At 60.0% G+C, this 16,978-nt stretch carries 16 protein-coding genes; 6 read left to right on the forward strand and 10 right to left on the reverse strand.

The features are described 5' to 3' along the window. Window positions 1–56 precede the first annotated feature (56 nt). The 6 genes from AC2YI2_RS00575 to apbC form a co-directional block, all read right to left on the reverse strand. Window positions 57–806: a F0F1 ATP synthase subunit A gene (locus AC2YI2_RS00575; protein ID WP_487384470.1), complete on the reverse strand. Its 750-nt coding sequence runs from the start codon at window positions 804–806 to the stop codon at window positions 57–59. Window positions 807–850: 44 nt separating this feature from the next. Next, window positions 851–1,201 carry an AtpZ/AtpI family protein gene (locus AC2YI2_RS00580; RefSeq protein WP_487384471.1) on the reverse strand — a complete coding sequence of 117 codons (351 nt, stop codon included), beginning with the start codon at window positions 1,199–1,201 and terminating at the stop codon, window positions 851–853. A gap of 261 nt (window positions 1,202–1,462) precedes the next feature. Continuing rightward, entirely contained in the window at window positions 1,463–2,596 is a 1,134-nt protein-coding gene (locus tag AC2YI2_RS00585; RefSeq protein WP_487384472.1) for a cell wall hydrolase, read from the reverse strand. A gap of 321 nt (window positions 2,597–2,917) precedes the next feature. Further along, window positions 2,918–4,819: a potassium transporter Kup gene (locus AC2YI2_RS00590; RefSeq protein ID WP_487384473.1), complete on the reverse strand. Its 1,902-nt coding sequence runs from the start codon at window positions 4,817–4,819 to the stop codon at window positions 2,918–2,920. Window positions 4,820–4,834: 15 nt separating this feature from the next. After that, entirely contained in the window at window positions 4,835–5,815 is a 981-nt protein-coding gene (locus AC2YI2_RS00595; RefSeq protein ID WP_487384474.1) for a magnesium transporter CorA family protein, read from the reverse strand. 227 nt (window positions 5,816–6,042) lie between these two features. Beyond that, on the reverse strand, window positions 6,043–7,227 hold the full coding sequence (gene apbC, locus AC2YI2_RS00600; protein ID WP_487384475.1) for an iron-sulfur cluster carrier protein ApbC: 1,185 nt from the start codon (window positions 7,225–7,227) through the stop codon (window positions 6,043–6,045). A 431-nt stretch (window positions 7,228–7,658) separates the two neighbouring features. Between apbC and AC2YI2_RS00605 the strand changes: the two genes are divergently transcribed. Then, a complete protein-coding gene (locus AC2YI2_RS00605) occupies window positions 7,659–7,877 on the forward strand; it encodes a hypothetical protein (RefSeq protein WP_487384476.1) in 219 nt (72 codons plus the stop codon). Between the two features lie 589 nt (window positions 7,878–8,466). Continuing rightward, on the forward strand, window positions 8,467–8,955 hold the full coding sequence (locus tag AC2YI2_RS00610; protein WP_487384477.1) for a histidine kinase: 489 nt from the start codon (window positions 8,467–8,469) through the stop codon (window positions 8,953–8,955). Window positions 8,956–9,333: 378 nt separating this feature from the next. Here AC2YI2_RS00610 and AC2YI2_RS00615 read toward each other — a convergent pair whose 3' ends face one another. Further along, complete coding sequence (locus AC2YI2_RS00615) at window positions 9,334–9,876, reverse strand: hypothetical protein (protein ID WP_487384478.1); 543 nt, start codon at window positions 9,874–9,876, stop codon at window positions 9,334–9,336. A 334-nt stretch (window positions 9,877–10,210) separates the two neighbouring features. Next, window positions 10,211–10,942, reverse strand: a complete 732-nt coding sequence (locus AC2YI2_RS00620; protein ID WP_487384479.1) for a helix-turn-helix transcriptional regulator — start codon at window positions 10,940–10,942, stop codon at window positions 10,211–10,213. 420 nt (window positions 10,943–11,362) lie between these two features. Here AC2YI2_RS00620 and AC2YI2_RS00625 point away from each other — a divergent pair, with 420 nt between their 5' ends. The 4 genes from AC2YI2_RS00625 to AC2YI2_RS00640 are packed head-to-tail and all read left to right on the forward strand — an operon-like array spanning window position 11,363 to window position 14,592. Then, entirely contained in the window at window positions 11,363–12,130 is a 768-nt protein-coding gene (locus tag AC2YI2_RS00625; protein ID WP_487384480.1) for an SDR family NAD(P)-dependent oxidoreductase, read from the forward strand. Then, entirely contained in the window at window positions 12,131–13,060 is a 930-nt protein-coding gene (locus AC2YI2_RS00630) for a 2-dehydro-3-deoxygalactonokinase (RefSeq protein ID WP_487384481.1), read from the forward strand. It abuts the gene before it with no gap. After that, window positions 13,057–13,692: a 2-dehydro-3-deoxy-6-phosphogalactonate aldolase gene (locus tag AC2YI2_RS00635; protein ID WP_487384482.1), complete on the forward strand. Its 636-nt coding sequence runs from the start codon at window positions 13,057–13,059 to the stop codon at window positions 13,690–13,692. The genes AC2YI2_RS00630 and AC2YI2_RS00635 overlap by 4 nt, the downstream gene beginning before the upstream one ends. Before the next feature lie 3 nt (window positions 13,693–13,695). Further along, window positions 13,696–14,592: an SMP-30/gluconolactonase/LRE family protein gene (locus AC2YI2_RS00640; RefSeq protein ID WP_487384483.1), complete on the forward strand. Its 897-nt coding sequence runs from the start codon at window positions 13,696–13,698 to the stop codon at window positions 14,590–14,592. Window positions 14,593–14,664: 72 nt separating this feature from the next. On the opposite strand, the gene AC2YI2_RS00645 is transcribed toward AC2YI2_RS00640, so the two are convergent. Further along, a complete protein-coding gene (locus AC2YI2_RS00645; protein WP_487384484.1) occupies window positions 14,665–16,080 on the reverse strand; it encodes an amidase in 1,416 nt (471 codons plus the stop codon). A 38-nt stretch (window positions 16,081–16,118) separates the two neighbouring features. Continuing rightward, complete coding sequence (locus AC2YI2_RS00650) at window positions 16,119–16,916, reverse strand: SHOCT domain-containing protein (RefSeq protein WP_487384485.1); 798 nt, start codon at window positions 16,914–16,916, stop codon at window positions 16,119–16,121. Between the last annotated feature and the right edge of the window lie 62 nt (window positions 16,917–16,978).

The raw sequence follows: 16,978 nt of genomic DNA on the forward strand, positions 1-16,978 counted from the left end.
GTTGCGGCTACTCTCAGCGGAGCGGGTTCACCCAGCGCTCCGCAATTGGTGGATACTCAGTGCCCCGGATGGAGCGCGTCGTTGAGATACATGCAGGTCAGGACTGCAAACACATAGGCCTGCAGGAAGGCGACCAGGAATTCGAGGCCCGTCAGGCCGACCGCCATCAAGAGCGGCAGGACGGCGCCGGCGATGCCGAGCGGGCCGAGCATGCCGAGCGAGAAGACAAAGCCCGCGAAGACCTTGAGCGTGATGTGTCCCGCCAGAAGGTTGGCGAAAAGACGGACGGAAAGGCTGATCGGACGCGAGAGGAACGAGATGACCTCGATCAGCGTGACCAGCGGGATGAGAACCATCGGCACGCCCGACGGGACGAAGAGGCCGAAGAAATGCAAGCCGTGCTTGGCGATGCCGTAGATCACCACAGTGCCGATGACGAGCAGCGCCAGGCAGAAGGTGACGATGATCTGCGAGCCCACGGTAAAGAAGCCGGGGATCATGCCGAACAGGTTAGACACCAGCACGAACATGAAAAGCGAGAAGACAAGCGGGAAGAACTTCATGCCGCCATGGCCGGTCGAGTCCTTCAGCATTTTCGCCACAAACTCGTAGGAGAGTTCGGCAATCGACTGGATGCGGCCCGGAATGACGGCCTTCGGCGATGTGGCCCACATCAGGAAGAGCGTCGCGACGACCACCGTCAGAACCATGAAGAGGCCCGAATTGGTGAAGTCGTAATCACCGAGTTCCACAAGCGTATTGATGTGGAACTGGTGGATCGGATCTACCTTGTCTGGTGTCGCCACGTCTGATCTCTCTCGCTTCGCATTCTTTGGCCGCAGGCGAAAACCTACTGCCCGTCCTTATTCCTATGCATCCCGATCCGGTCAACCGGATGGGGCGAACTGACCTTGCCGGTCGTCCGCAGCACGTTGAGCACACCCGCACAGAACCCGAGGAGTACGAACACTATCAACCCCCACGGCTTCGTCGGAAGGAAGTAGTCCAGAAGATAGCCGAGGAGGCCGCCCACCACGATGGCGGAAATGAATTCGGAGGATATTTTCAAAGCCTGAGAGTAGCCCTTGCGGCTCACATCACTGGACTTTGTGGTCCCCTCGTCATCCTGCCTCACCTGCTCAAGCCTCGCCCCGAGGCTATTGCGGCGCTCTTCCAGACTGTCCTCGCGGTCGGTCGCCATTGTTCGCTCCGTTTGAAGCCAATGCCCGGCCGAGAAATTCCGCCCTGAAAGTCCGAAATCCATCGGCCCGGAAAGGTGGTGACCCCCGCCTTCAAGCCGCGTGCAACATAGTTACAGGGCGTGATTTCGTCAAGGCGAATAGGCCATGAATCTCACACGCAAATTGCACATGAGATTCAAAGACTTATGGGATAGTTGAGGAGAGCCGGCAAATGATTTTGCAGGCATTGTCGCCGCTTATGTCGGTTACCAGAGAATCCCCTACGACCAGCCGCCGTTGCGGGTACGGTAGAAGATGTGCAGGCCGATGCGACCGACCTTATACATGCTGCGGCCCCAGTTCGGGCGGACATAGGTCGCATGGTAGTGCGTGGAATCGCCGACTTCCTTGAGATAGATCTTGCCGGCGGTGACGGCGAGCGCGATGTCCTTGGCAACCTTGAACTTGGTCTTGTTGCTTATGCGGTCCGGAATGCGGTCGCAGGCGAAGGAGAACTGGCAGCGGTTACGCCAGTCTTCATTCTGATAGACGACGCCGCAGACCGTGTTTGGGAAGGTCGGGTTGCGGACGCGGTTGAGCACGACCTGCGCGACGGCGGCCTGGCCCTTGAGTGGCTCGGTCACGGATTCGAAGTAGATGGCTTCGGCCAGGCACTGCTGTTCCTTGGGCGTGAACACGCTGGCCGGCAGGACATTGGTTGCCCAGTTGTGGTGGTCGCCCTTGATCTTCGGCACGAAGCGCGTGCGCTTCTTCGAGGTCAGGATCGAATCGAAAGGCGAGACCTCGGCATAATCAGGCTCGGGATCGGCGTAGGCGGTGGCGAGGCTGTCGGCGTCCTTGTTGGTCACAAGGCTCGCGATCATCTCCGGCACACCGTAATTTTCCTTCTTCGGCTTGAAGATGTGGAAGGCAAGCGCGATGTCGATTTCCTTGCCCGATATCTCCGGCTTTACGAAAGCGGTGCGCTTGTCCTCGAGCATCTCGGAGGAGATCAGGCTCGCCTCGCGGTCGAGAATGGTGCCGGCCGTAAAATCTTTCGGCGGGCGTATCTGCTCGATGGTGACAATGCGGCCTTTCTTGAGGTGGCGGGTAACGCGATCTTCATCCGGCGTCGCGGGTTCGAGCTTTTCGCTCGGTGAGAGCGCAACGAGAACGCCATCGGGCATGACCAAGCCGCGTGTCTTGGCCGTCAACTGTTCGTCCGGCTGGGCAAAGACCAGTTCTTCCTTGTGGATCGAACCGGCTGGCGCATCGACCATGAAGCTGCGCCAGCTCTCACCCTTGTTCAGGTTGGCAGACAGCAGGGACGCGATATCGGCTTCGGCGAGATCGGCCGGCAAGGAAAGCAGCCCGGCAAGAGCGACAAGGGATGGCGCAAGAAATTTCGACGACAAGAAGCCGGAACGCCGGGACGCGGATTTACGCTTCGACACAAGCACGCCACTCCACTCAGAAACAGGAACAAGTGGCACGGATAGTGATGTATTAACCTTGATGATTGGTTAACCCCTGAATTAGCCCGACCAAATATTCCCGCAGCGGCACATTTCGTGCCTTCCCGCCGAACGCAGGCTTCGCCGCGTTCATCCCGAACGCGGACTTGACCCAGCAAAATGGCGAAAATTCGTTCCGCACCCAACCGCTTCCAGATTGAGGTTAACGGCGGAGCCTTATGCGAGGCTTCTTATATAAGCAAAATCCTACCGAGACCCGTATCAGACCGATACATGCGCACCGAGTTCGACCACGCGATTGGCCGGTAGGCGGAAGTAGTCCGAGGGATCGGTGGCAGCGCCCGCAAGTGCGATGAACAGCCGGTCCTGCCAGCCCGGCATGCCGGAATTGGCATCCGCAATCAGCTTGCGGCGACCCAGATAAAACGACGTCGACATGATGTCGAACTTGAGCCCGGCCTTGCGCAGATGCGCGAGTGCTTGCGAGACGTTCTGCGTTTCCATGAAGCCGAAATTGAGCTCGAGCAGTTGGAAGTGCTCCGACATGCGTTCGATCTTGCCCCGCTCCTCGAGCGGAACGCGCGGCCGGTTCTGGGTTCGGATGGTGAGGATGATGTTCTGGCTGTGCAGAACGTGATTGTGCTTGAGATTGTGCAGCAGCGCGGCCGGCGTCGATTTCGGATCCGAGGTCAGGAAGATGGCTGTGCCGGGCACTTCGAGCGGTCCGTGATCGGACTTCTTTTCGATCGACTTCACGAAGGCATCGAGCGGGATATGCATCTTGCGCGACTTCTCGAAGAGAATGCGCGTGCCGCGGCGCCACGTCCACATGATGACGACGAAGCAGGCCGCGATCAGGACGGGAACATAGCCGCCATGATGCAGCTTGGTGAGGTTGGAGCCGAGGAAAATCGACTCGATGAGAAGCAAGGGCGCGACGATGAGCAGCGTGCGCAGCAGGCTCCATTTCCAGAAGAATCGTACGAAGTGATAAAACAGGATGGTCGAGACGACCATGTCGCCGGTTACCGCAATGCCATAGGCAACGGCGAGCGATTCCGAGCTCTTGAACATCAGCACCAGTGCCATGACTCCGAAGAGCAGGATGGTGTTGACGGCGGGCAAATAGATCTGGCCGGTATGCGACTCTGAGGTGAAGTAGATCTCCATACGCGGCAGGAAGCCGAGATGGATGGCCTGGCGGGCGAGCGAGAAGGCACCTGTAATCACTGCCTGGCTTGCGATGATCGTGGCCACCGTGGCGAGGATCACGACCGGCAGCCGAAACGCATCGGGAAACATGAGATAGAATGGATCCGATATCGCCGATGGGTCATGCAGAACAAGCGCCCCCTGCCCGAGATAGTTCAGTACCAGGGAAGGGAATATGAGACCAAACCAGGCGAGCCGGATGGGCGCGCGGCCGAAATGGCCGAGGTCGGCATAGAGCGCCTCTGCGCCAGTGACGGCGAGAAAGACCGAGCCGAGCACGATGAAGCCGACGAAGCCGCTATTGAACAGAAACCAGACGCCGTAATAGGGATTGAATGCGGCCAGAACGCTGAAATCGTCCTGAATATGATAGAGGCCGATGCCGGCGAGGACGAGGAACCAGAAGGCGGTGATCGGGCCGAAGAAGACTGATACCGCGCCTGTGCCGCGGCTCTGAACCGCGAAGAGCAGGACCAGAATAACCACGGCAATCGGCACGACGAATTCATGCATTCCCGGCGCCACGAATTTCAGACCTTCGACGGCCGAGAGAACCGAGAGCGCCGGCGTGATCATGGCATCGCCCAGGAAGAGCGCGGCGCCGATGATGCCGATGACGAAAAGCACGCCGGCGCGCTTTTCGGAAACGCCTTTCAGCACGAGAGACAGAAGCGACAGCGTGCCACCTTCGCCGTCATTGTCGGCCCTGAGCAGAAAGATCACGTATTTGACGGTGACGATGATGGTCAGCGCCCAGAAGAAGAGCGAAATCAGACCGATGATCTCGCCGCGTTCAACGCCGTCATGCGACACCGGTCGGAGCGCTTCGCGGAAGGCATAGAGCGGGCTGGTGCCGATATCGCCATAAACGACGCCAACGGAGCCGAGTGAAAGCGCGAGCAACTTCTTCGTCGACATCGGCCCCGCATGGGAAGCGAACTGTTCTGCCATGTTATGCCGCCTGGCTCACAGCCAGCCTTTCCAACGAAAGAATAGGAATGGAATGATCGCCGAGATCGCCATCAGCGCCAGCGACGATGGATAACCGAACGACCACTCGAGTTCGGGCATGAACTTGAAGTTCATGCCGTAGATTGATGCGACCAAAGTTGGCGGCAGGAGAACCACCGACGCGATCGAGAAAATCTTGATGATGGCGTTCTGTTCCACATTGATCAGGCCAAGCGACGCATCGAGCAGGAAAGTGATATTGCCCGACAGGAAGTTGGCATGCTCAGAGAGAGACTGAATGTCACGCGCGGTCGACTTGACGAGATCCTTGACCTCGCGATCCTGGCGCACCACTTCGACCGCTTGCAGGAAGGTCAGAACGCGCGCCAGAGTAGCCAGGCTGCCGCGTGCCTTGGAGACAAGGCGATGATGCGCACTGATCTCGACGAGCAGCTTTTCGAGATCCTTCGGCACGCGGTGCTCCGATTTTTCGCTGCTATCACCGAAGATTCGGACGAGCAGCGCGTCACCGCGCGTTTCGGCATTCTCGAGAATTTCCGCCGTGCGGTCGGCGATCGTCTCCAGCAGCCTTGCCAGCGTGACCACAGAGGATGTCGCTCCGCCTGTCAGCTTGCAAAGAGCCAAAGCAAACAGCTTGAAGGACTTGGGGTCGTCATAGCGCACGGTGACAAGGCAGGACTGCGTCAGCACGAAAGCCACATCCGTCAGAACCGGCGCCCGGCTATCGGCACGGCAAAGGATCGACGCCGTCAGATAGATCGCGTTCTCATCGGCATGCAGCCGGCTCGACGGCTCTATATCACGCAGATCGTCGCGCGTCGGCACATCGATCCGGGTTAGATGCTCGGCATAGTCTTCTTCATCCCGGGTGGGCTGGTTGAGGTCGAGCCAAACGATATCAGGCGAAAGCGCGACAGGCGGAGTCGCCGGCGACAGGTGCACCGCCTCGCCGTTAGACCGATAGGCGGTCATCATTTAAGTACGGCTCCGGAGGAATAGATCATGCGCCCCGTTCAATACGACCGCTTCCGCATCCAGGAATCTCATGCGCAACGCCTGCCGGCTTAATACCGGCGGTCGCGCGGGTATTGCCCATTCTCACGCGATAATCAAGAAAAGAATCTTGCAGTGCAGCGAGCGCGGGGTGCTTGACTTTCCCGTTGCCCACTCTGCAGCGAAAGCGGTAAATCCGGCGATCGGTCTTACTCGAAGACGATTGCCGGCGCCGCCCGCCCGGCCACCGCGGCTCCCGAAAGCTGCTGCCAGACCTTTTCGGCGATATCGCGATAGATACGGGCATGCGGACCTTCCGGCGCCGACACCGTCACCGGCGTACCCGCATCCGAATTCTCGCGGATCGTCATCGCGAGCGGTACTTCGCCGAGGAATGGCACACCGATCTTCTCGGCTTCCGCCCGCGCGCCGCCATGGCCAAAAATATCATGGCTGATGCCGCAGTTGGGGCAAATGAAATGGCTCATGTTTTCAACGACGCCGAGCAGCGGCACGTCGACCTTCTGGAACATCGCGATACCCTTCCGGGCATCGATGAGTGCCAGATCCTGCGGTGTCGATACGATCACGGCGCCTGACAGCGGCACCTGCTGCGCCATAGTGAGCTGGGCGTCGCCGGTGCCGGGCGGCATGTCCACGACGAGCACGTCGAGATCGCCCCAGGCGACCTCGCGCAGCATCTGCAGCAGCGCCGACTGGATCATCGGGCCACGCCAGATCATCGCCGTGCCCTCGTCGACAAGATAGCCCATCGACATGTTGCGCAGGCCAAAGTTTTCCATCGGCTTGATCAGCTTGCCGTCGATCTGCTGCGGCCGGCCGGAAATGCCCATGAGCCGTGGGATCGAAGGGCCATAGACATCGGCATCGAGGATGCCGATGGAGAGGCCGAGGTCCTTCAGCCCGAGAGCGATGTTAACCGCGGTCGTAGACTTGCCGACGCCGCCCTTGCCCGATGCGACCGCGATGATGTGTTTGACACCTGGGATGCCCGGCTTGCGTGGCGGCGGTGCAGCATGGCTGTGCCCGGCATGGCTATGGCCCTCGTGGCTGTGGCCCGCATGACCATGGCCGCCTGATTGCGGTGGAACCGGTCTGGCCGGCGCCTGTCCGGTGCCGGCACGCTTGTCTGCGGTCAGCGCGGCGAAGGCGCCTTTCATGCCGGGCATGTCCTTGACCACACGCTCAGCGGCCTGGCGCAGCGGCTCCAATTCCTTTGCCCGCTCAGCCGGCACGGTGATCGAGAAATAAGCCTTGCCGTCGGAGATGAAAACATCCGAGACCATGCCGAGATCGACGATATTGCCTTCCATCTCGGGCCCGCGCACGCTCCTGAGGCGCTCGAGCACATCCTTGCTAGTGATATCTGCCATGATTCAAATCCAACTCTTTGCGGGTTAGATAAGCCAGTGGAGCGCGCAAGCCAACGGTCGCGCCTAAAGAATCATGGCTTAGCAAAAGAAAGCGCCGCCTTCCGGGCCCATGGGAGGAGGTATGGGGGCGGAAGGCGGCGGCTCTTATGCGGTCTTTGCGGCCGCGTTTTCGGTCCCCTCTGGACCTGCGAGAATACATGCAGGAAGCGTGCCAGTTTCAATAAAGCCGGGAAATGCCGGGAATCTTGCAACTGCTCGAAGTCAGCATAAACATGGAGAGCGAATTCAGCCCAAAAATTGCACATTGCTCGAAGTTTGAGCAGACATATGGCAATCGGACATGAAACAGAGATGCGGTTCGAAAACCGTTCATCTGAGGTTCAGTACTGCAGCCTATTCTTCACCTTCATCAGGTCAGATAGGAGGTCCAGATGCAGAATGCATTGAGCCCTGTCGAGTACAATATGGTACGGGGCGTCTTCAGATCCCTGGCTCAGGCCGAGTGGTTTGACCGGAATGACGCCAACGAACGCGATTGCGCCAAGATGGTGCTTCTCATCCATTCCAGCGGCATCGGCGATGCCGACCGGCTTCACCAGGTATGCGAGCCTCACGCCCGCAAGCGTTTTTCCCGCTCGCACACATCGTGACATTGCTGCCGACGCAGCGTGAACCGGCCGCCTTTGGCGGCCGGTCTCGTCAGATTGTGTCCAGTCTCGGCGAGCGCTGCTGTCGATATCTCGGCAAGGCTCGCCCAACATTTCCCGAGGCCCGATACGAAAAACCCCGCCCGCTTCCAATGCCTGAAGCGAGCGGGGTCTGGTGCCAGCCGTAACGACTGGCCTTTCAGCGACCGAGGTCGCTTACTCGTCAAAGGCATTATCGCGCCGCACAGACTGGGGCTGTGTCGGCGGGAACAGGGTTTCATGTTTACCAGCCCGAAGCTGAAGCTGCCCTGAATCAAGGCTTCAGCTTGTGTTCATAGTCGTTCCCATCCCGATTAGAGGCCGGGCCCGTGGAAGCTTGGAAATCGCGCCCAAAAGAAACAGTCCGCCGGCGGGCTGCGGGATAGCCGAGGGTAACTGGCGTTATCGACACAGGCCGCGCGTGGCGCATCGAGAGGATTGTCAGCAGCGACAGCCGGTGCGGCTGACTATTTTTGGTGGGAGTATAACTATCACAAGCTGGCTGCCTGGATTTGCGTTAGATTTGCCTCGCAACAGACACACCGAGGTATCCATGAAGCGCTTTCTACTAGCGGCTGCGGCCACATTTTGCATGATAACTGCCGCATCGGCGGCCGAGATGCCGTTTCCGAGTGACGAGCCGGTTGCCGTCGTCGACTGGCCGGACGGCTGGAAGGCGCAGGAAACCGATACCGGCGTTGACGCCTCCTCGCCAGACGATTCGATCTATCTGGCCATCGACGTCAGCGAAACGAAGGATGCTGGCACTGCCGTTACCGAAGCGCTCAAGTATTTCGCCTCGAAGGGCGTTACCGTTGATGCCGCGACGGAAGCTCGTTCCCAGACAAAGCTAAACGGCCTTGACTACGCGACAATCACCTGGGCCGGCAAAGATGCGGATGGCCCGGTCACGATCAGCCTCGGCGTTCTGGTCCTCGGCGACAAGTCGCTGACCTTGAGCTATTGGGGCACTCAGGGTGCCCAGGACTCGCAGGGTGCAGATATCCAGAAGATCATCGGCTCGCTCAAGCCGGCGTCCTGAGGTTTGAAGCATGATCGCGGGACGGGCAATGCCATGACCCGAGCGGGGAAGCTTGCTGCTTGAACATCTTGGCGAGTGGCATGCAGCAAACCTCCTGAACCCTGACGATAGCGCTTGTTGAAGTCGTGGGTGGTGAGGATTCACCACCCACGACCAATTCCTGATCAACGGTATGCGCCAAGCCTTGTTGGAACTGGCGGGAGCGCGAGGCGACTCGCCATCCACATTTCGGGATTTCGAATCCGAAAGGCACGTGCGGATCGCCAGAGATCTAACGGTTATCCTCGCCGCCCTTCAGTCCGCCGACCTGATCTTCATCAGCCGGAAGGACAACAGCGCTGGTGTCGGGCTACGAGATCGAGCTTAGGCTCCCTCCACTCAACACCGCAAATCTTGCGTCCACATCGGCCGCGGTGTGGCCGAAGGGAGGAGCAACATTCCCATATAGTAGACGCCATAGATGAAAGGCAGGATCGATTTGCCGACGCCTATAGTCAGCAAATTGGAAATCGCGTTGTATCCGAGAATGCAGAGGAAGGCTTTGGCTTTGGTGTCGACGCCGACGTCAAGGAGTCGCCGGATTCCGAAGGCGAGGCTGTAGGCCATTATCGCCACCGCGAACAGCAACGTCACGGCGCGGGGGAAGCCGACGAATGCATGGGCCCTCAGCACGACGATCCAGATCAGCAACGGGCTCACCGTGACCAATTGCGCGACGAAGTATTCGAGCCGGTTCAGCGGCGCGAGTGTAAAGAGAACAATGTCGACAACTCGCCAGATTCCCTGCACCTTGCTTCTCGTGAGTTGCTGGACGAAGAGCGGCCCGCCAACACGGCGACGGGCCATTTGTGCGGCGTCTTGATCGCCTACTTGACAAGAAACATAGAGCGAATTTTTTCCGCGCGCCGTTACGCGGGTCACAGGCTGTTCAAAGACCGCGGAGAAAGCCTGTCGTCATGACAATCGTCAAGAAACGGAATATATCGAACAAAATCAACGCTTTAAAAAAGTAACCCGCCCGGCAGGGCTGCGGGCGGGTTTTACCGGCGAACGACTCTAATTCTTGAAGGAACCAGAGTGGGGTTCGTCCGCCAGAATCTTAGGGGCCACGGAGCAAACTCCCGTGATCAATGTAAGGCTATCGGGGGGAAAACAAAAGACTATCCCCCGTTTGGGGTAGGTACGCGAAAAAAGACGCTATGTGCTTGGATAGATACAGAAACTGCAATCCATGATTGAGGCGGCCACGCCGCCTTCAGCTGATGATGCCGGTTCGCAGTGCTTTCGCAACCGCCTGGGTGCGGTTGACCGTGTCGAGCTTGCGCGTGGCGCGATTGAGGTAATGGTTGACGGTATGCTCGGACAGCCCAAGGATCTCGGAGATTTCCGCGCTCGTCTTGCCGGCGGCAGTCCAATTGAGACAATCGATCTCACGGTCCGTGAGCCCCTCACCCGGCTTGTGGCTGCTGCGGCCGATCTGGTAGAGCCGGTCGAAGACATGAATGGAGAGCATGCACAGTTCCATCATCTCCAGCTCGTTGAGAATCGGTCTGTCGCCATAAAAAGACACGACGCCGCGCTGACCTTCGACATCTGCGACGGGAAACACGGCGAGACGCTGCATCTTGTAAGCGCTCATGAGGGCGAGAACTTCGATACCGCGGTCCGCAGCGGCCGCTGCCTCGTCAAGGTCGACCGTAAAGGGAACGATGCTGGTGCGAAGACGGGCCAGGACCGGGCTGCCGGACATCAAATGCGCCTGATCGTAACGCGCCATCAATTCCGTCGGCCAGGACGATATGACCGATATGGATTGCAACGTATGGCTCGTGGTGGCGGGCATGCGGGTAACAAGAAAGGTACGCATACCATAGGTTTCGGCGACCTTTCTGAGAAAGCGCACGATGTCATACTGCGTCGCAAGCGTGGGGAGCGACTTAAACAGTGCCAGCTTCTCCACGGACAGGCCTTCTTCTTGGTTTTTCATTGCCTTTGTCGCAAAATGGATCCGCGATCCCCGCGTGACCCGCTACTTGGCTCGCAACTATAAATGAATAAAACTTCGACGTAACTTTTCAAGCTGGACTTTGGGTCCGCCTCAGGAAACATTTGCCAAACCGCGCCTTCCGAATTGAATGCCGGCGCCTTTGTGCACCAACTACGTCCGAATAATTGATGAACTCCCAGGAAGGTTCTGTCAGATAGGCTATCGATTCGCTAGCGCGTTGATTTGACGAAAATTCTGCGCGCCAGCATATGTCGCCGACCACGAAAAATGCGAGACAATCGAGGCCACCCAAGCGTTGTCGGCGACCCCGATTAAAAAGTATGATTTTATTGTCTGAAGGGCTTTCCTGCCCCTGGTATCCAGACTATAGAGCGGCAGTTGGGAGGAGTTACGTCCGGCATGTCCTTGCCCAGTGCAATGTTTCCAGACCTAGAAGATAGAGGCGTGCTGATCACCGGCGGCGCCTCCGGAATTGGTGCAGCCCTGGTCAAGGGTTTTTCTGCCCAGAAGGCAAAGGTCGCCTTCATCGATATCGATAAATCCGCTGGTGACGCGCTTGTCGACAAACTCGCCGGCGCTCGGCACAAGCCGCTCTTCCTCTCCGCCGACCTCGCCGACGTCAAGGCGACCCAGAAGGCCGTCTCGGCCGCTGGCGAAGCTTTTGGCAGCATCAAGGTGCTGATCAACAACGCCGGCTGGGACGACCGCAAGGATCTCGAGGATCTGACCGAGGAATATTGGCAGAAGAGTCACGACATCAATCTCCGGCCCGTGGTCTTCGTCGTCCAGGCCGCCCTGCCCTTCATGCGCAAGGCCGACGGCGGATCGATCATCAATTTCTCGTCGATCGCCTTTCTTCTCAACATGGGAGAGTTCCCGGCCTATACCACGGCAAAAGCCGCCATTGTCGGCCTGACGAAGAGCCTGGCCGGGCGGCTCGGCCGAGAGAATATCCGGGTCAACACGGTCATGCCCGGCATGGTGCTGACCGAGCGGCAGAAGCAGCTCTGGGTGAGCGACCAGGCCGCGACGGCGTTTCTCGACCGGCAGGCGCTGAAATTCTCGCTTTATGCCGAAGACATGATCGGACCCTGCCTCTACCTGGCGTCCGACTGTTCGCGCGCGGTGTCTGCGCAGACGATGATCGTTGACGGGGGATGCATGTAGATGGCCCACTATGTTGCCGTCGATTGGGGTACGACGAGTTTCCGGCTCTGGCTGATCGGGGATGACGGGACGATTCTGGGCGAGAGCCGTTCACGTGAAGGCATGACGACCGCACGGGACATCGGCTTTGCCAATGTGCTCGACAAGCATCTTGCGGAGGTCGGTGCGCCTGCCGATTCACCTGTGATCATGTGCGGCATGGTCGGCGCCAAGCAGGGCTGGATCGAGGCCGGTTATATCGATGTGCCGGCGAAACTCTCCGATATTTCGGGCAAAGCGGTCAGCGTCCCCGGTGTTTCGCGCGATGTCCGCATCCTGCCGGGGCTTGCCCAGCGCGATGTCAATTCCGCCGACGTGATGCGTGGCGAAGAGACCCAGTTGCTCGGCTGCGCTGAGAGCATGAAGAGCAGCGACTGCCTGATCGCCATGCCCGGAACGCATTCCAAGTGGGTGCGGATCGTCCGGCAGGAGGTGCTTGGATTCTCGACCTTCATGACCGGCGAGCTGTTCGACGTCATCTCCAAGCAGTCGATCCTCCAGCATGCGGTGAAGGATTCGGCCGGCTTCGATGGCGGCCATCCCGCTTTTCTTGCCGCGCTCCACGCCGCCTATAAGGAACCCGAGTTGGCGACCAACCGCCTTTTTTCCATCCGTGCCCGTGGCCTGCTGTTCTCGCTTGCCCCAACTGATGCCGAGGCAACGCTGTCCGGCATGATGATCGGCCTCGAACTCGCCGGAGCGCTTAAGCAGGCGCCGAAGGACACACCGGTCATTCTCGTCGCCTCCGGAAAATTGCGTGGCCTGTATGAAGCCGCCTTCCACCGGCTGGGGCTCAAATCCACCACCATCGACGCAGACGACGCCGTCCGTCGCGGTCTCTCGCATGCCGCGCAAAATATCTGGCAAATCGACGAAGGATCCCGCGCGTGACCACCCGCATTCCATTTCCATCCATGAAATATCCGCTTGTCGCGATCCTGCGTGGCCTGAAGCCCGAGGAGACCCCGGCGACCATCGAGGCGTTGCTCGAGGCCGGCCTGCGAGCGATCGAGATTCCGCTGAACTCGCCCGAACCGTTCAAGTCGATCGAAATCGCCGCGAAGATGGCGCCATCGGATGCGCTGATCGGCGCCGGCACAGTGCTGACGGTCGAAGATGTCGATCGCCTCGACCAGGCGGGCGGACGGCTCTTCGTCAGTCCCAATGTCGATCAACCGGTTCTCGCGCATGCGGTCTCCAAAGGCATGGTCACGCTTCCCGGCGTGTTCACGCCGACCGAAGCGCTGCTCGCAGCCCGCACCGGTGCGACGGGCCTCAAATTCTTCCCGGCCAGCGCGCTCGGTGTCTCCGGCATCAATGCCATCCGCGCCGTGCTGCCGCCGGATCTGATGATCGCGGCCGTCGGCGGCGTGTCCGACGAAAATTTTGGCGACTACGCCAAGGGCGGCATCAAGGCTTTCGGTCTCGGCTCCAGCCTCTACAAACCCGGCATGTCGCCGGATGAAGTCGGTCGGCGTGCCCGGACGACCATCGCAGCCTATGACAAAGCCTTCGGAGCCTGAGACATGACTGAACTTGAGCCCTTCCGCGGCACCGTGCTCGACGCGTTCAACACCTATCATGGCGAAGGCCCGACCTATGACCCCGCCACGGATACGGCGTGGTGGTTCTCGATCGGCAATCGCGAACTGCATGAACTCAATCTCTCGACCGGCAAGAAGACCAGGCACGAACTGCCCTTCATGGCGAGCGTCCTGGCGAAAATCGACACGGAGCGGCAAATCATCGCTTCCGAGCATGGCCTTCATGTCCGAACGGTCAGCACCGGGGCGCTCGAGCTGGTGACGCCGATCGAGAACGACAGGCATCACATGCGCTCGAATGACGGCCGCTGCCATCCGTCGGGCGCGCTCTGGTTCGGCACCATGACCAAGTCCGGCGGCCCGGACCGCAAGGGCGCCGGCACGATCTACCATGTGCTGCGCGGCAAGGTGACGCCGGTATTCCCCGGCATCTCGATCCCGAACGGCATCTGCTTCTCGCCCGACGGGACGATTGGCTACTATGTCGATACGATGGAAAACCTCTATATGAAGGTCTCCGTCGATCCGGCCACCGGGCTCCCCACGGGCACGCCCGAGGTCTTCCACGACGGGCGCGGTGAGGACGGCGGCATCGACGGTTCGGTCTGCGCGGCCGATGGCACCATCTGGAACGCGCGCTGGGGCGTCGGCGAAGTCCACCACTACGACCTCAGCGGCAATATCGTCGAACGCTACAAGCTACCGCCGAAACAGGCCACCTGCCCCGCCTTCATCGGCCGGAACGCCGACCGATTGCTGGTGACCACGGCTGGCGAGGATCTCTCGCCCGAAGAGCTGAAGGCCGACCCCGAGGCAGGCTATATCTACGAACTCGGCGTGTCCGTGAAAGGTGTTTTCGATGCGGCTTACAGGATCTGAATTCGGGCTGGCGGCGACCGATCTTGCCTGCTTCGTCGGCAGCGCGGCGAGGTAGAAGGCGAGAGCCATTGATCAGAGGTTCGGCATGCGGCCGAGCCAATCCGTCGCGTCCTCATAGGCCATCGCCATTTCCAATACTCTGCGGTCGGCGCGCGGACGGCCGATGATCTGAATGCCAGTCGGCAGGCCTTGACTGCCGAAGCCGGCAGGCATCGCAGCAACTGGCAGCCCGGCCATGGTCGGGCCGATCACCACTTCCATCCAGCGATGATAGGTGTCCATCTTGCGGCCGGCGATCTCGGCCGGCCAGTGCAGGTCGGCATCGAAGGGAAAGACCTGGGCTGAGGGCAGGATGAGGAAATCGTAGCGTTCGAACAGCACGAGAACGTGGCGGTACCAGTCGCTGCGGATCATCGAAGTAGCGTGGACGTCCTGCGCCGAAAGCCCCTGCCCGTTCTTGATTTCCCAAGTAAGCTCGGGCTTCATAAGTAGCCGCTTCGCCGGATCACCATAATCGGCGGCATTGCCATTGGCGACGAGGAAATGACGAAGGGTCTTCCAGCCCTGCCAGAGGCGAGCCATGTCGAAGGTGGGGTCGACCTTCTCGACGATTGCTCCAATGGCTCGAAAGGTATCCAGCGCCCCCTCGCAAAGTCCGAGCACGCCGTGCTCACAGGGCAGGTAACCATCGAAATCGCCGAGCCAACCGATCCGGAGGCCGCGGCCATCAATGGGCCGGACGGCTGAGAAATCCTCTTTCGGCAGGCTCATCGGATCGCGCGCGTCATAGCCTGACTGGATGTCGAGAAGGGCCGCGACATCAGCCACCGTCCGGCCCATCGGGCCGTTGACGGCCAACTGGCCGAGATAGAGCTCGTTGTCGAGCGCCGGCACGCGGCCGAAACTCGGGCGAAAGCCGATGACATTGTTGAAGGCGGCCGGGTTGCGCAGCGAGCCCATCATGTCGCTGCCATCAGCCAGAGGTAGCAACCGGGCTGCGAGCGCTGCGGCCGCGCCACCGCTCGAACCACCCGCGCTCTTCGAGAGGTCGTAAGGATTGCGGGTGATGCCGAAGACGGGGTTGTAGGTATGCGAGCCGAGCCCCTTCTCCGGCGCATTGGTCTTGCCGATGATGACGGCGCCGGCAGCGCGAATCCGCTCGACATGGATGTCGTCGAAATCAGGCACGAAATCGCGGTAGATCGGCGAGCCATAGGTACAGCGGATGCCTTTCGCCTCGGAGAGATCCTTGATCGCGAAGGGCATACCGTGGAGAACACCTCGGGATCGGCCTTCGTCGAGTTCGCGGTCGGCGGCCACGGCCTCGGTCATCAACGCCTCCGCGTCACGCAGGCTGACGATCGCGTTGATCGCAGGATTGATCTCACCGGCACGGTCGAGGAATGCGCGCATGACAGCCGCGCACGTGATCTGGCGCGCATGAATTGCGGTGGACAATGCAGTCGCGGAGAGGCTGGTGATGTCCAACGAAAGCTCCCTCATATGGAAGACATGAGTAGCTGGTCTCAGAGCCTGCTCAACAACTCGGCCTTCTTCGCCTGGAACTCCTCGTCGCTGAGGATGCCCTTGGCGTGTAGGCCGGCAAGCCGCTCGATCTTGCTGAAGATATCGTCTTCTTGCATCGGCGTTAGCGGCGCCGGCGCCCGCTGAGGTTCCTCTTCCGCTGCCAAATACTGCTTAGGCAGGTGAGGTGTGGCGGCTTCCGGCTCGGCCCCGGTGATCTCAGCCAGCGAGGCAATATCCACGAGCCCGTATTGCGAGTTGAAGCTCAACGATTGGCCGCCGCCCTGCTGCTGTGAAAAGCCGCCGATCTGGTGATCCCCAGTGTCGTAGACCCTGATCCGCCCGCCAAGGTCGATTGCCAGCCTTCGGGTCTCGGGAAAGAAGGCATAACGGAGATTGTTCTGCGAGCCGACCGAGGCGGCGTGGCCCAGTTCGTCGGGCCACCAGTTGCCTGACGAGAAAGTGCCGGGCACGAACAGGCTAACGCCGCCGCCCTGGAACTGGCCCTGCGATTGCGGTGGCGGCTGAAAGACATCAAAGCCGCGCACGAGGTTTGCCAGTTCATTGCAAAGCGCATCGACGCGGGCCTTCAGGCCGTTGTTGAACATGTCGCCGACCATGATCATGCCGCCCTGCGACCACTGGCCCATGCCGCCGAGTTCGGGATGGTTGAACTGCGCCTGGGTCGAGCCACCGGCGGCGACCGCCATCAGCAGGTGCTGGACGGCATCCATGCTCACGCCATGGCGGGCGGCGATGTCATTCAGGGCGCGCTGGCCTTCGTCCGTCAATTGTCTCATCCGCAGGTCTCCGATCGCAATCGCCCAAGGCCTAGCATGCATCACAATCGAGGAATAGCAGG

The organism is Rhizobium sp. SRI_017 (genome assembly GCF_057586295.1).

Bases quoted from the DNA above. Each gene is read 5' to 3' on its own strand.
- AC2YI2_RS00580 (WP_487384471.1), bottom strand. From the start codon at position 1,201: ATGGCGACCGACCGCGAGGACAGTCTGGAAGAGCGCCGCAATAGCCTC.
- AC2YI2_RS00590 (WP_487384473.1), bottom strand. From the start codon at position 4,819: ATGGCAGAACAGTTCGCTTCCCATGCGGGGCCGATGTCGACGAAGAAG.
- AC2YI2_RS00595 (WP_487384474.1), bottom strand. From the start codon at position 5,815: ATGATGACCGCCTATCGGTCTAACGGCGAGGCGGTGCACCTGTCGCCG.
- apbC (WP_487384475.1), bottom strand. From the start codon at position 7,227: ATGGCAGATATCACTAGCAAGGATGTGCTCGAGCGCCTCAGGAGCGTG.
- AC2YI2_RS00605 (WP_487384476.1), top strand. From the start codon at position 7,659: ATGCAGAATGCATTGAGCCCTGTCGAGTACAATATGGTACGGGGCGTC.
- AC2YI2_RS00610 (WP_487384477.1), top strand. From the start codon at position 8,467: ATGAAGCGCTTTCTACTAGCGGCTGCGGCCACATTTTGCATGATAACT.
- AC2YI2_RS00620 (WP_487384479.1), bottom strand. From the start codon at position 10,942: ATGAAAAACCAAGAAGAAGGCCTGTCCGTGGAGAAGCTGGCACTGTTT.
- AC2YI2_RS00625 (WP_487384480.1), top strand. From the start codon at position 11,363: ATGTCCTTGCCCAGTGCAATGTTTCCAGACCTAGAAGATAGAGGCGTG.
- AC2YI2_RS00630 (WP_487384481.1), top strand. From the start codon at position 12,131: ATGGCCCACTATGTTGCCGTCGATTGGGGTACGACGAGTTTCCGGCTC.
- AC2YI2_RS00640 (WP_487384483.1), top strand. From the start codon at position 13,696: ATGACTGAACTTGAGCCCTTCCGCGGCACCGTGCTCGACGCGTTCAAC.
- AC2YI2_RS00650 (WP_487384485.1), bottom strand. From the start codon at position 16,916: ATGAGACAATTGACGGACGAAGGCCAGCGCGCCCTGAATGACATCGCC.